Source organism: Rugosimonospora acidiphila (genome assembly GCF_039543385.1).
Taxonomy (GTDB): domain Bacteria; phylum Actinomycetota; class Actinomycetes; order Mycobacteriales; family Micromonosporaceae; genus Rugosimonospora; species Rugosimonospora acidiphila.
Map to the genome: position 1 here is coordinate 59,692 of NZ_BAABJQ010000020.1, position 11,840 is coordinate 71,531.

Consider the following 11,840-nt stretch of genomic DNA (forward strand, 5'->3'; position numbering starts at 1 on the left):
CATCGAAGTCTTACCGTTGCCCCCCGCGCACGCCGTGCCGGGCCCGCCGGCACCGCATCCGGAGGCACCAACCGTTCCGCACGGTTCGCGGGTGCGCGCGATCCGGATCTGCCACCGTAGACGTGTGTGTCCGGTCATGACCGCCGCCCCGCGCCGCTCCCGCCGGGCCCCGCCCAGCCACCGGCCCGGTGCCGGCGCCCGCGCTGCCGGTGACGGTGCGGCGGGTCGATGAGGCCGGCACCCCCGGCGTCGGGCCTGCGGCGGCGCGATCCGGAGGCGCAACAGCGCGCGACGCTGCTGGAGTTGTTCTTCGATCTGGTCTTCGTCGGGGTGCTCGCGCTCACCTCGATGACGCTGGCCGGCGACCCGTCGTGGACGGGGGCCGCGAAGGCGATCCTGCCGCTCATGGCGGTGTGGTGGATCTGGACGGTCACCACGCTGTTGGCCGACTTCTACGACCCGCAGCAGCGGACCATCAAAATCCTGCTGGCCGGTATCATGCTGGGCACCAGCCAGCTGGCGGTCACCGCGCCACACGCCTTCGCGGGTGGCGGGCTGGTCTTCGCCGCCACGTTCGTGGCCATCCACCTCGGCCGCGGCGTGCTGCTGACCAGCGTGCAGTCCTATCGGAAGGACTACTCCGCCAGCCGGCGAACGCTGAGCTTCATGTCCTGGTTCGGCGCCTCGGCGGTGCCGTGGCTGGTCGGCGGGCTCGTCGACGAACGGGTGCGGTTCGCGCTGTGGGGCCTCGCGCTGGCCATTGACTACGTCGGTGGCGGGCTGCGCTACCCGACGCCGTGGCTCGGCCGGGTGCCGAAGGCGCAGTACGACCGGGCGGGCGAGCACCTGGGCGAGCGGTACCAGCAGTTCATGATCCTGGCCCTGGGCGACATGATCCTGGTCGGCATCCTGGTGTACGCCCGGGTGCCGCACGGCGGGGGGCACGCCGTGGCGGCGGTGCTGTCGTTCTTCGTGACCCTGCTCATGTACCAGATCTATGTGAACCGGGCCGGATCCATCCTCGAGCTGGTCACCGTTCACCGTCCCGGGCGGCACGCGCTGTGGGCGCCGTACACCCATGTGGTGATGATAATTGGCATCATCAGCACCGCCGCCGGGTTCGAGCTGGTCATCCGACGACCGGGCGGCACCACGCCGCCCGGATGGGCCGGCATGATAATCGGAGGCCCGGCGCTGTTCATGATGGGGCGCATCACCTTCGAGTACGAGGTCTTCGGCCGATGGTCCTGGGCCCGGGTCGCCTTCCTGGCCGCCCTGGTCGCGACGGCACCCGTGGTGGTCTTCTTCGTCTCTCCCCTGCTCGCCGCGGCGATCTCCGCCGGAGCCCTGCTGGGCATCGCGATCACCGATCAGCTGCGCGTGCGGGCCAGGGCCAGCCACGCCACCAGCCACCGGCACGGCACACCCGACGCCTGACGCACTGACGCACTGACGCCTCGACGCACTGACGCCTCGACGCCTCGACGCCGATCCACCGGCGTCGCCGCGCCGCGAGGCTTCAATCTGCATTCAAGATCCATTCACCCGTCTACCGCAATGTCCGCCATGAACGGTGATCAGGCTCAGGTTCGCACCATCGCTCGACCCTTGGAAGGATCTCGATGAGCGACACCTCGGCAACCTCGGGTGGCGGCAGCGGCGTGACCCGCCGCCGGCTGCTCGGCTCCGCCGCCGCCGCGACCGGCGCCACCGCCGCCTCGCTGGCCCTGCCCGTGAACGTTCGCAAGGCGCTGGCGAACCCACCCAAGAAGCGCGGCAGCCTCAAGGACATCGAACACGTGGTGCTCCTCATGCAGGAGAACCGCAGCTTCGACCACTACTTCGGCTCGCTGTCCGGCGTGCGCGGCTTTGAGGACCCGCACGCGATGCGGCTGGCGAACGGCCACCCCGTCTACTACCAGCCCGACCCGTCCAACCCCGACGGCTACCTGCTGCCGTACCGGCTCAACACCCGCATCAGCGCCGCCCAGGCCATCCCGTCGACCAGCCACGAGTGGGCCGTACAGCACGCGGCGTGGAACGGCGGCAAGATGGACAACTGGGTGCCGGCGCACATGGCCGCCGACGGCAAGAACGGGCCGTACATCATGGGGTACCTGACCCGGGATGACATTCCGTTCCAGTACGCCCTGGCCGACGCGTTCACCCTCTGCGACTCGTACCACTGCTCGGTGATGGGCCCGACCGGCCCTAACCGTCACATGTGGATGGCCGGCACCATCGACCCCAACGGTGTGGCCGGCGGTCCGTCGCTGACCACCGACGCGCCCAACGGCGCGTACTCCTTCAAGACCTACCCCGAGCGGCTGACCGAGGCCGGCGTCAGCTGGAAGATCTACCACCAGCCCGGCGGCGTGACCGGCCTGGCCGCCATCCAGCACATCGCGCAGTACTTCAACGCCCAGCCCGGCACGCCCCTGTACGACCAGGGCATGGCGACCTCGCCGATCGGTCAGTTCGAGTACGACGCGCTCAACGACAAGCTGCCCACGGTCAGCTGGCTGCTACCCCCGTCGGGCTACGACGAGCACCCCGCCGGCCTGCCGGCCGCCGGCGCCACCTTCGTGGCCAGCAAGATCGATGCCATCGCGGCCAACCCGGATGTCTGGGCCAAGACCGTGTTCATCCTGTCCTACGACGAGAACGACGGGCTGTTCGACCACGTCCTGCCGCCCACCCCGCCGGCCGGCACGCCGGACGAGTTCGTGTTCAAGACGTCGGTGACCGGGGTGGACGGCGCCGGCCTGCCGACCGGACTCGGCTTCCGGGTGCCGTGCGTCATCGTCTCGCCCTGGACCGTCGGTGGCTACGTGGCCTCCGAGCTGTTCGACCACACCTCGCAGCTGCGGTTCCTGGAGCAGATCACCGGGGTGATGGAGACCAACATCAGCGACTGGCGCCGCCGGACCGTGGGCGACCTCACCTCGGCGTTCCGGTTCAACGACACGTCCAAGACCGTACCGACCCTGCCGGACACCACGGGCCAGTACAACCTGGCCCAGTACGAGGTGGCCACGCTGCCGCCGCCGGTGGTGCCGACCACCCAGCAGAGCGTGCCGCACCAGGAGCCGGGCAAGCGGCCGAAGGTGAAGTGATTTCCGCACCTCGCGCGTCAACCGCGGGCCGGGCGTTCCCGCCCGGCCCGCGGCCGTTGGCGTACCCTAAACATCTACGATCCTAGTTAAATGGCAGTCAGGCGTTGATGGGCGGTGGAGCCGTGATCGATTTCCAGTTGGACATCCGTTCCGGCGTCCCGCCATACGTGCAACTGGTCCAGCAGGTGCGGCACGCCCTGCGCCTCGGCCTGCTGTCCCCCGGCGACCAGCTGCCGACGGTCAAGGAGGTGGTGGCCAAGCTGGCCATCAACCCCAACACCGTGCTCAAGGCGTACCGCGAGCTGGAGCACGAGGGCCTGGTGTCGCCGCGGCCCGGCCTGGGTACGTTCGTGACCCGCAGCCTCGCCGACGACTCCCTGCCGGCGCACGAACCCCTGCGGCGGGACCTGCTGCGCTGGCTCGACTCGGCACACCGGGCCGGCCTCGACGCGGAGAACATCGAGGCCCTGTTCATGACCACCTTCCGCGCCACCGTTCGGGTGCCGCGGTGACGTTGGCGATCGAGGCCAGGCGCCTCGGCAGGTGCTACGGGCAGCGATGGGCGCTGACCGACTGCGACCTGCGCGTCCCGGCGGGACGGATCGTCGGCCTGGTCGGCCCGAACGGTGCCGGCAAGTCCACGCTGCTCAGCCTCGCGTGCGGGCTGATCGCGCCGACCACCGGCAGCATCAGCGTGTTGGGCAGCAGGCCGGCGGCCACCGCTGAGCAACTGGCCCGGGTCGGCTTCGTCGCCCAGGACACCCCGCTGTACGCGAACCTGTCCGTGGCCGAGCACCTCCGCCTCGGCGCCAAGCTCAACCCCCGGTGGGATCCCCGGTTGGCGCACGACCGCGTCCGCCGGATCGGGCTCGACCCCGGCCAGAAGGCGGGCCGGCTCTCCGGTGGCCAGCGCGCTCAGCTCGCCCTGACCCTCGCCGCCGCGAAGCGACCCGAGCTACTGATCTTCGACGAGCCGCTCGCCGCCCTGGACCCGCTGGCCCGCCGGACCTTCCTGCAGAGCCTGATGGAGTTCGTCGCCGAGTTGGCGGCCACCGTGGTGCTGTCCTCACATCTGGTCACCGACCTGGAGCGGGTCTGCGACTATCTGGTCGTCCTGGCCGGCGGGAGGGTGCAGGTGGCGGGCCTCGCCGAGGATCTCCTGGACACCCACCACCGCCTGATAGGGGGCCAGGGCGACTTCGATGCCCTGCCCGCGGAGGTCGACATCATCCGGGCCGAGCGGACCGGCCGGCAGACCACCCTGACGCTGCGCTCCCCCGTGATGCTCCCGTACTACGGCACGCAGGTCCAGCGGCTGGACCTCGAGGAGTTGGTGCTCGCCTACCTGCGACGCGCCGAGGCCGGCAGCGGGATCGCGGCACCGGGCCGGCTCCTGCCGACGCGGTCCTGACCGACGAGAACGGGATCGCTTGACACTCATCGACCCGTCTCTCCATACTGCTAACATCGTAGTTAAATAGCTCTTTGAATGATCTCACCGCGGCGCCGCTCGCGCGCCCGCGAACCCGTCCGCCACATCGCCACGAGGCACGAGGGTGAGGACATGACAGCCGTCCTGCACACCGAGAGGCTCACCAAGCGGTACGGTCACCGTCCCGCGCTCACGGACGTCGACCTCGACATCCCACCCGGCAGGGTGGTGGGTCTGGTCGGGCCGAACGGTGCCGGCAAATCGACCCTGCTCGGGCTGGCCGGTGGGCTCATCACGCCGACCTCGGGCACCATCACCGTGCTGGGTAACCGGCCCGCCGCGAACGCGGCCCACCTGGCGAGGGTCGGCTTCGTCGCGCAGAACACGCCCGTCTACCCGGGCCTGTCCGTACGCGACCACCTGCGCCTGGGCGCCCGCCTCAACCGGAGCTGGGACCAGCGGCTGGCCGAGCGGCGCATCGCGCAGGTGGGTCTCGACCCGGGACAGAAGGCCGGCCGGCTCTCCGGCGGCCAGCACGCCCAGCTCGCCCTGACGATCGCCGTCGCCAAACGACCCGAGCTGCTCATCCTCGACGAGCCCGTCGCCGCACTGGATCCGTTGGCGCGCAACCAGTTCCTGCGCAACCTGATGGAGTTCATCGGCGAGCTGGAGGTGACCGTCGTGTTGTCCTCACACCTGATCAGCGACCTGGAACAGGTCTGCGACCACCTCGTCCTGCTGTCCGCGTCGCGGGTCCAGCTCGCGGGCGAAGTCGACGCGCTGCTGGCCGAGCACCACCGGCTGAGGGCGGCACGCGGCGACCTCGACGACCTGCCCGCGGAGGTCGAGGTCATCACCGCCGAACACCGCGCCGGCGAAAGTACCGTGGTGGTGCGGCGAGCCGGCACCGCGCCGATCCCCGGTGGCGCTCATCGAATCGAGAGCGTCGGTCTGGAAGAGCTGATCCTCGCCTACCTGACCCGGGCCGCCGACGCGTCCGTGGCCTACCAGCCCACCACGAGGCCCATGGAGGCGCAGCGATGATCTGGCTGACCTGGCGGCAGTTCCGCGTCCAGTTCGTGGCGGCACTCGTCGTCCTCGCCGCGCTCGCGGGCTATCTGGTGGTCCTGGGCCGCTCGATCCGCCACAGCTACAACTCCGACATCCTCGGCTGTGTCGCGGCCAATGGCTGCAGCCTCTCCCAGGTCGAGGCCCGCTTCGTCCAGGACTACGCCGGCCCCGTGCGGGTGTCCGGGGTGCTGCTGATGGTCGTACCCGCGATCATCGGGCTGTTCTGGGCCACCCCGATGATCACACGGGAACTCGAGACCGACACCCACCGCCTGGTGTGGAACCAGAGCGTGACTCGCACCCGCTGGCTGGCGGTCAAGCTCACCCTCGTCGGGCTGTTCGGCGTGGCCGCCACCGGAGCGGCGAGCCTCGGGCTCACCTGGGCGGCCAGCCGCTTCGACCAGGTGGAGGGCAACCGGTTCCTGGCCATCGACTTCGCGTCGCGCAACCTCACCCCGCTCGGATACGCCGCGTTCGCGTTCGCGCTCGGCATCGCCGTGGGGCTGCTCGTGCGCCGCACCGTACCGGCGATGGCCATCACGTTGGCCGTCATCGCCGTGGTCCAGTTCGCGATACCCATCGCCGCCCGCCCGCACCTTCGCGCGCCGGTCACGGCGTCGGTGCCGTACACGAGTGCGGTCCCGGATGACCGGGGTGGCTTCCTGAAGATCCCGGGGCCCGGGCGCCCGGTGGAGATCGAGGGCTACACCATCCCCGGCGCCCTGATGCTCACCTCCTCCGCGGCCCTGCTCGACTCCGCCGGCAGGCAGGTCGTCAGCGATCAGCTCCGGCAGTGCCTGCTGCGCGATCCGAGGAAGACTCAGGACTGCGTGGCCCGGCTGAACCTGCACTTCCGGGTCTCGTACCAGCCGGCCAACCGGTACTGGTCGTTCCAGATGCTGGAGTTCGGTGGCTTCGTCGTGCTGGCCGTGCTGCTGGTCGGCGTGTCGCTCTGGTGGATCCGCCGGATCCGGGGCTGACCACCGGGCCGGGCCGGAGGATTGCCCTATGTGGCGAATCCTCCGGTCCCGGCCCGTGCTGACCGATGAGACCCACCGGGCGACCGCGTTCGAGGTCTTCTTCGACCTGGTGTTCATCTTCGCCCTCACCCGGATCATCTCGTTCATGGGTCACCCGCCCACCCCGCTGACCCTGGCCCAGGGCCTCGTGCTCCTGCTGCTGCTGTGGATGGCCTGGACCACCTACGCCTGGCTGAGCAACCAGGCCCGCGCCGACCTCGGCCTGATCCCCGCCGGCACCATCGCGGCGATGGCGGCCATCTTCGTGATCGCGCTGGCCATGCCCGACGCCTTCCAGCACGCCGGCGGCAGCCACCGCGGCCCCCTCACCCTGGCCGTGGCCTACGTCGTGCTGCGGGTACTGGACCTGGTCCTCTACTTCCACATCGCGGCCGGCGACCGGCAGATGCGCACCACGCTGCGGCTGTTCACGCTCACCGCGGTGCTGGCCTGGGTACCGCTGTTCCTCGGCGCCCTGGCCGGCGGCGGCGCGCAGACCCTGCTGTGGGCCGCGGCGTTCGCCATCGACTTCGGCGGCGGCTTCATCGCCTCGGCCTTCAGCGGGTGGCGGCTGCGCAGCCCCAGCCACTTCACCGAGCGGCACGGCCTGGTGCTCATCATCGCGCTGGGCGAGTCCCTGATCTCGACCGGCGCCGGGGTCGGCTCGGCGGTGACCCAGTGGCCGGTGCTGGTGGCGGCGCTGCTCGGCTTCACCAAGGCGGTCTGCCTGTGGTGGCTGTACTTCAAGATCTCCGCTCCCGCGGCGGGCGAGGCGCTGGGCCGCGTGCCGATCCAGCGGCGCGGCCGATCGGCGAGCGACGCGTACAGCCTGGCACACTTCCTGCTGATCGCCGGGATCATCTACACCGCGCTGGGGCTTGAGCAGACCATCGCCGGCGTGGCCCACCCGCGGCAGGAGCATGCGTCCGCGGCGCGGCTGCCGTGGACCTCCACCACCGCGCTCTACGGCGGGGTGGTCCTCTACCTGGCCGGCCGGGCGCTGTTCCTGCGGTTCACCGTCCGGTCCGTCCCGCCCGCGCAGCTCGTCGCCATCGCCGTGCTGCTGGCGCTGGTGCCCGCCGCCCGGTACCTGCCCGCCCTGGCCGCGCTCGGGCTGCTCACCGCGTTCCTGCTCGTGCTGGTGGGCACCGAATGGTCGCGGCGCTCCCGTGCCACCGCCCGGGCGGGCCTACCAACGATGGAGTGACGCGCCGGAGCCGTCAGGAGGACACGGGCACCGCGCCGGCCCCGATGCCGGCCGCCGGATCGACCACCGGGCCGGCTGCCGGATCGACCACCGGGCCGGCTGCCGGATCGACCACCGGGCCGGCCGCCGGATCGTCCGCGCGTCGCACGACGCGCAGCCCGGCGGGCAGGCCGCCGACCGACACCGCGCCGGTGCCGTCCAGGCTCACCTCCACCTCGTGGCGGCCGACGCGCAGGCCGGCGGCTACGACCGCACCCAGCGGCGCGCCGGGCAGTGGGCGCAGGCGCAGCTCGCCGGCCGGCACGTCGGGCTCCAGGCCGAGCGCCGCCCGCAGCACCAGCACCGCGGCGGCAGCCGACCAGGCCTGCGGCCGGCACGAGGCCGGGTAGGGCACCGGGCGGCCGAAGTCGGCACGGTCGTCACCGCCGTACAACTCGGGCAGCCGGTAGTCGAACGCCTCGGCGGCGGCCAGCAGCCCGCCGGCCAGCCCGGCCGCCGCCGCGCCGAACCCCGCCCGGGCCAGGCCGTCGATCACGATCGCGGTGTCGTGCGCCCAGATCGACCCACAGTGGTACGACAGCGGATGGAAGCCGGGTTCGCGGGCCGACAGGGTACGCAGCCCGAACCCGCCGGCCAGTTCCGGCGCGGTGAGCCGGGCGGCGACGCGGGCGGACTCGTCCCCGGTCAGCAGCCCGGTGCCCAGCAGGTGACCGATGTTGCTGGTCAGCACGTCGACCGGGCGCCCCCCGCCGTCCAGGGCCAGGGCCGGGTAGGGCCCATCCGGCCCGTCCACCCAGAACCGGGCGCGGAACCGCTCACCGAGTTCGTCCGCGTACCCCCGCCAGCGCGCCGAGCCCGGTCGTCCGAACGCGTCGAGCATCCGCGCACCGGCCAGGGCCGCCTGGTACGCGTACCCCTGCACCTCACACAGCGCGATCGGCGCCTCGGCCTGCCGGCCGTCGGACCGGCGCAGCGCCTCGACGGAGTCCTTCCACCCCTGGTTGACCAGGCCGTGTCCGGGGTGGCCGCGGTAGGTGAGGAACCCGCCGCCCTCGGCGCCGCACGCGGCCAGCCAGCCCAGGGCCGCCTCCAGGTTGGGCAGCAGCGCGGCCACCTCGTCGTCGGGCATTCCCCAGCACCACGCCTCGTGCAGCAGAACGATCCACAGTGGAGTGGCGTCCACCGTGCCGTAGTAGGCCACCGATCCGGGCCGGGCCTGGGTGCCGGCGAAGACGCTGCCGTGGCGCAGCTCGTGCATTACCTTGCCTGGTGCCTCGCCGGACCGCTCGTCCACCGCCCGGCCCTGCCGTCGGGCCAGCGCCCGCAAGGTACCGGCGGCCAGCCGGGTGCCCAGCGGCAGCATCATCCGGGCCGCCCACAGACTGTCCCGGCCGAACAGGGTCAGGTACCAGGGGACCCCGGCGCCGAGGAAGGTGTCGTCGGGGTGGTCCGGCTCGGTCAGGCGCAGCGCGGCGAGGTCGTACAGGCTGCGGTCCACCAGCCGGACCAGCCGGCGGTCGTCGGCCACCAGCCGGGGGCTCGACCACTCGACGGGCGCACCGGCCACCGCCACCGCGGCGGCGCTGGTCTTCACCCGTACCCGAAAGCGCAGCGTCGCCGCCCCGCCCGGCGGTACGGTCAGCGTCCACTCCAGCCCGTCGGGCAGCGCGGTGGCACCGTCGCCCGAGAGGACCACCTCTGTGTCCTCGCCGGCCCAGCGCAGCCCGCCCGCCATCGGTTCGGCCGGCCGTGGCGTGCCCCGCCCGCCCCGCTTCACCTCGCGCATCGGCGCCAGGTCGCAGCCCGCGCGCACGGTCACGGTGGTGGTGACCGGCGCGCCCGCGGTCGACCGGACGACCACCTCCTCGGTCATCCCGTCCGGCACGGCGAGCCGGACCCGCTCCACCCGTACCGTCGGGTCCCGACCCTCGTCGCCCAGGTGCCCGGCCAGCGACACGAAGCGCGCGCCGTGCGGACCGTCCAGCGCGGCCAGCACCGGCTCCGGGCGCCGGCCGTCCAGCAGCAGCTCGACGGTCGACAGTGCCCGGAGGTCGGCGTGGTAGACGCCCTGCGCGCCCGGCCCGCCGATCTGCCCGTCCGGTCCGCCCAGCACGGTGGTGGGCGCGTGGGTGGTCGCCACGAGGTCGTGCAGCGAGCGCTGCCGGGGCGGCTGGGCCATCAGGCCACCTGCCGCTGCGGCTCGACCTGCGGCAGCGACGCCAACTCCACCGGGGACGGGCGGGGGCAGGTGCTCGCCACCGCGACGGCCCGCCCGCTGTGGGCGGATTCCAGCAGCGACTCCATGACGTCGAGCACGTGGAACGCGATGAGCCCGCCGGCCCGGTGCGCTTCGTCCCGGGGCGTGGCCGCCAGGTCGGCCAGCCCGTACCCGCGCCCGGCGCCGAGGTACCCGGCGGAGACCGGCAGCGTACGCCACTCGGGGTCGTCGAGCCCGCGCAGCCGCACGTCGCCGTCGAAGCGGTTGGGGTCGGGCACGATCAGCGAGGCGTCGCTGCCGTGCACCTCGATGTTGGCCGAGGCCGTGGCGACCACGTCGAAGCTCATCAGCAGCGTGGACAGCACGCCGGAGGCGTGGGTCAGCACGCCGGTGACGTGCGTGTCGGTGTGCACCGGCACCGTCTGGCCGGCGCGCGGGCCGGAGCCGATGACCCGCTGCGCGCGGGCCCGGCTGGCCGACCCGGTCACCGAGCTGACCGGGCCGAGCAGGGTCACCAGCGCGCTGAGGTAGTACGGCCCCATGTCCAGCAGCGGGCCGCCGCCGGGCAGGTAGTAGAAGTCCGGGTCGGGGTGCCAGCGCTCGTGACCGGGCGTGGTCATCGTCGCGGTCGCCGCGATCGGGGTACCGATGGCGCCGGCGTCGATCGCCCGCCGGGCGGTCTGCGTACCGGTACCCAGCACGGTGTCCGGGGCGCACCCGACCCGTACCCCGGCCTCGCCGGCCGCGGCCAGGATCCGGCGGGCCTGCTCGGTGTCGGCGGCCAGCGGCTTCTCGCTGTAGACGTCCTTGCCGGCGGCGATGGCCCGCAGCGACACGTCGGCGTGCGCGACCGGCACGGTCAGGTTCACCACCACGTCGACCTCCGGGTCGGCGACCAGCTCGCCGACGCCCAGCGCCCGGACCCCGGGGTGGGAGTCCGCGACCGCCCCGGCCCGCGCGGCGTCCAGGTCGGCGACCGCGCTCAGGCACAGCCCCGACAGCCGGTCGATGGTCCTGAGGTACTGCCCGGAGATCGCGCCACAGCCGACGATCCCGACGTTCACCTGCTGGCCCACGTCAGGCCCCTCTCGATGATGGTGCGGACACTGGGGTGGCGCAGGACGTTCAGGTCGTGGCCGGGGGTGGTGACGAAGATGCGGCCGGCCCCCCACTGCCGGGTCCAGATCGCCGGCGAGGTCACCTCCCGGTGCCAGGGGTCCCAGGCGCGCACCCGCTGGGTGGTGGTGGCCAGCACGTCGATGTAGTCGTCGGTGAGCACCCAGTACTGCTCGGTGGTCAGCTCGAAGTCCTCGAGGTCCCGGGTGATCGGGTGGCTCTTCGCGGCCGGCAGCAGGTTGACGGTGTACGGCACGAAGTTGTGGTCGGCGGCGCCGGGCACCCTGGTGGCCGGGTCCTTGCCGGGGTGGCAGGCGAACTGGCCGCCGATCAGGTGCAGGTAGTCGGCGCAGTCGCGGAACGAGTCGGCGATCCCACCGTGCCACCCGGCCAGCCCGGTGCCGGCGCGCACCGCGGCCGACAACCCGCGCACCTGGTCGGGCTCGATGGTGCCCATGGTGTAGCACTGCATCACCAGGTCCACCCCGGCCATGAAGTCGGCGTCGGCGTACACCCGCGGCGAGTCCTCCACCCGCACCGCGTACCCCTGCCGTTCCAGGTAGGGGATGAACAGGTCGGTCGCCTCGACCGGCGCGTGGCCCTCCCAGCCACCGCGCACGACCAGTGCGACCCGGCCATCGTTGTCCGGCATGAGCTGCTG

10 protein-coding genes are annotated in these 11,840 nt (G+C 72.3%); 7 read left to right on the forward strand and 3 right to left on the reverse strand.

The window, feature by feature from the left end; genetic code table 11:
* Positions 1 to 228 precede the first annotated feature (228 nt).
* The 7 genes from ABEA87_RS28325 to ABEA87_RS28355 all read left to right on the forward strand — a co-directional run bounded on the left by ABEA87_RS28325 (position 229) and on the right by ABEA87_RS28355 (position 7,845).
* A complete protein-coding gene (locus ABEA87_RS28325; protein WP_345634700.1) occupies positions 229 to 1,437 on the forward strand; it encodes a low temperature requirement protein A in 1,209 nt (402 codons plus the stop codon).
* Between the two features lie 185 nt (positions 1,438 to 1,622).
* Entirely contained in the window at positions 1,623 to 3,116 is a 1,494-nt protein-coding gene (locus tag ABEA87_RS28330) for an alkaline phosphatase family protein (protein ID WP_345634702.1), read from the forward strand.
* Between the two features lie 122 nt (positions 3,117 to 3,238).
* Positions 3,239 to 3,628, forward strand: coding sequence for a GntR family transcriptional regulator (locus ABEA87_RS28335; protein WP_345634704.1), 390 nt, complete (start codon positions 3,239 to 3,241; stop codon positions 3,626 to 3,628).
* Complete coding sequence (locus tag ABEA87_RS28340) at positions 3,625 to 4,527, forward strand: ABC transporter ATP-binding protein (RefSeq protein ID WP_345634706.1); 903 nt, start codon at positions 3,625 to 3,627, stop codon at positions 4,525 to 4,527. Before ABEA87_RS28335 ends, ABEA87_RS28340 begins: the two co-directional genes overlap by 4 nt.
* A 153-nt stretch (positions 4,528 to 4,680) precedes the next feature.
* Positions 4,681 to 5,592, forward strand: a complete 912-nt coding sequence (locus tag ABEA87_RS28345) for an ABC transporter ATP-binding protein (RefSeq protein ID WP_345634708.1) — start codon at positions 4,681 to 4,683, stop codon at positions 5,590 to 5,592.
* On the forward strand, positions 5,589 to 6,599 hold the full coding sequence (locus tag ABEA87_RS28350) for an ABC-2 transporter permease (RefSeq protein ID WP_345634710.1): 1,011 nt from the start codon (positions 5,589 to 5,591) through the stop codon (positions 6,597 to 6,599). The genes ABEA87_RS28345 and ABEA87_RS28350 overlap by 4 nt, the downstream gene beginning before the upstream one ends.
* Positions 6,600 to 6,627: 28 nt before the next feature.
* Complete coding sequence (locus ABEA87_RS28355) at positions 6,628 to 7,845, forward strand: low temperature requirement protein A (protein ID WP_345634712.1); 1,218 nt, start codon at positions 6,628 to 6,630, stop codon at positions 7,843 to 7,845.
* A 13-nt stretch (positions 7,846 to 7,858) separates the two neighbouring features.
* On the opposite strand, the gene ABEA87_RS28360 is transcribed toward ABEA87_RS28355, so the two are convergent.
* From ABEA87_RS28360 to ABEA87_RS28370, 3 genes are read right to left on the reverse strand one after another with little or no spacing between them, the layout of a single operon-like run.
* Entirely contained in the window at positions 7,859 to 10,024 is a 2,166-nt protein-coding gene (locus ABEA87_RS28360) for an amylo-alpha-1,6-glucosidase (RefSeq protein ID WP_345634714.1), read from the reverse strand.
* Complete coding sequence (locus ABEA87_RS28365) at positions 10,024 to 11,139, reverse strand: Gfo/Idh/MocA family protein (RefSeq protein ID WP_345634716.1); 1,116 nt, start codon at positions 11,137 to 11,139, stop codon at positions 10,024 to 10,026. Before ABEA87_RS28365 ends, ABEA87_RS28360 begins: the two co-directional genes overlap by 1 nt.
* Positions 11,124 to 11,831 carry a ThuA domain-containing protein gene (locus tag ABEA87_RS28370; protein ID WP_345634718.1) on the reverse strand — a complete coding sequence of 236 codons (708 nt, stop codon included), beginning with the start codon at positions 11,829 to 11,831 and terminating at the stop codon, positions 11,124 to 11,126. The genes ABEA87_RS28365 and ABEA87_RS28370 overlap by 16 nt, the downstream gene beginning before the upstream one ends.
* Positions 11,832 to 11,840: the final 9 nt, after the last annotated feature.

Bases quoted from the DNA above. Each gene is read 5' to 3' on its own strand.
- ABEA87_RS28325 (WP_345634700.1), top strand. From the start codon at position 229: ATGAGGCCGGCACCCCCGGCGTCGGGCCTGCGGCGGCGCGATCCGGAG.
- ABEA87_RS28330 (WP_345634702.1), top strand. From the start codon at position 1,623: ATGAGCGACACCTCGGCAACCTCGGGTGGCGGCAGCGGCGTGACCCGC.
- ABEA87_RS28345 (WP_345634708.1), top strand. From the start codon at position 4,681: ATGACAGCCGTCCTGCACACCGAGAGGCTCACCAAGCGGTACGGTCAC.
- ABEA87_RS28350 (WP_345634710.1), top strand. From the start codon at position 5,589: ATGATCTGGCTGACCTGGCGGCAGTTCCGCGTCCAGTTCGTGGCGGCA.
- ABEA87_RS28355 (WP_345634712.1), top strand. From the start codon at position 6,628: ATGTGGCGAATCCTCCGGTCCCGGCCCGTGCTGACCGATGAGACCCAC.
- ABEA87_RS28360 (WP_345634714.1), bottom strand. From the start codon at position 10,024: ATGGCCCAGCCGCCCCGGCAGCGCTCGCTGCACGACCTCGTGGCGACC.
- ABEA87_RS28370 (WP_345634718.1), bottom strand. From the start codon at position 11,831: ATGCCGGACAACGATGGCCGGGTCGCACTGGTCGTGCGCGGTGGCTGG.